Genomic DNA, 1,235 nt, shown 5'->3' with positions numbered 1-1,235 from the left:
GATCGGGCGGCCGCGGCCGTCGACCAGCCCCGTCTGCCGGGCGAGCTGGTCACCGCCCGCGACCACCCGCACCACGAACCGGGAACCGCGGCGCAGCCCGCCGGGCGCCATGACGATCAGCTCGGAGCTGTGGCCGAAGATCTCCAGGATGTCCCGCTTGAGGCGCCGGGCCGCGTTGGCGGCGTCCAGTTCGGCCTCGATCACGATCCGGCCGCTCACCAGGTGGAGGCCGCCGGCGAACCGGAGCAGGGCGGAGACCTCCGCCTTTCTGCAGCAGGTCCGGGTGACGGGAAGCCGTGAGATCTCGTCCTTCACAGCCGACGTCATCGCCATGGGCCGATCCTTCCATGCATCCGAAAAATACGGTCGTACGCGGCCGCCAGCAGCTCCGGATCGTGCCGGGGGGTTCCGTCGGTCCGGGCCACGGGGGCCAGCTCGACCGCCGCGCCGACCCGCTTGGCGGCCGCGGCGAGCGCTTCGCGGTCGGGTACGGCGGCCTCGTCGGCCAGCACCACGTCCAGGGCGAGTTTAGGGGCGTGTCGTGCCAAAACCTCCACATGACGCTGCGGGGAGAAGCCCTCGGTTTCTCCCGGCTGCGGCGCGAGGTTCAGCGAGAGCACCCGGCGTGCGCGGGTCTGCGTGAGCGCCTCGAGCAGTTCGGGGACCAGCAGGTGCGGGATCACCGAGGAGAACCAGGAGCCCGGTCCGAGGACCACCCAGTCGGCGTCCAGCACCGCCGCCACGGCCTCGGGGACGGCCGGCGGGTCGTGCGGCACCAGGTGGACGGACTGCACCTCGCCCGGAGTCAGCGCGACCGTCGCCTGGCCCCGGACGGTGTCCACGTCCTCCGGACGCGCCGGGTCGTGGCCCTTCACCAGGGCCTGGAGCTCCAGCGGTACGGCGGACATGGGCAGCACCCGGCCGTTCGCGCCGAGCAGCCGGCCCACCAGGTCCAGCGCCTGGACGTGGTCGCCGAGCTGCTCCCAGAGGGCCACGATCAGCAGGTTGCCGACGGCGTGGCCGTGCAGGTCGCCCTCGGTCTGGAAGCGGTGCTGGATGACCCGGGCCCAGGTCTGGCCCCAGTCGTCGTCGCCGCACAGGGCGGCCAACGCCTTGCGCAGGTCGCCGGGGGGCAGCACCCCCAGTTCCTGGCGCAGGCGGCCGCTGGAGCCGCCGTCGTCGGCGACCGTGACCACGGCGGTCAGGTCGCCGGTGATCCGGCGCAGCGCCGCGAG

Annotated in this window: 2 protein-coding genes; both read right to left on the bottom strand. The window is 73.5% G+C overall.

The genetic code is table 11. The features are described 5' to 3' along the window. Window positions 1-333, bottom strand: a 333-nt coding sequence (gene whiA, locus HW445_RS31580; RefSeq protein ID WP_180224195.1) for a DNA-binding protein WhiA, incomplete at its 3' end; no start/stop codon positions are given. After that, window positions 324-1,235: uridine diphosphate-N-acetylglucosamine-binding protein YvcK (gene yvcK, locus HW445_RS31575; RefSeq protein WP_180224194.1), on the bottom strand; the 912-nt coding region annotated here is incomplete at its 5' end. The genes yvcK and whiA, both read right to left, overlap by 10 nt.

It is taken from the genome of Streptomyces sp. UH6, assembly GCF_013421635.1.
Taxonomy (GTDB): Bacteria; Actinomycetota; Actinomycetes; order Streptomycetales; family Streptomycetaceae; genus Streptomyces; species Streptomyces abyssomicinicus.
Note: the sequence above shows the minus strand (reverse complement) of the source record. Positions and strands in the feature narration are given on the sequence as shown.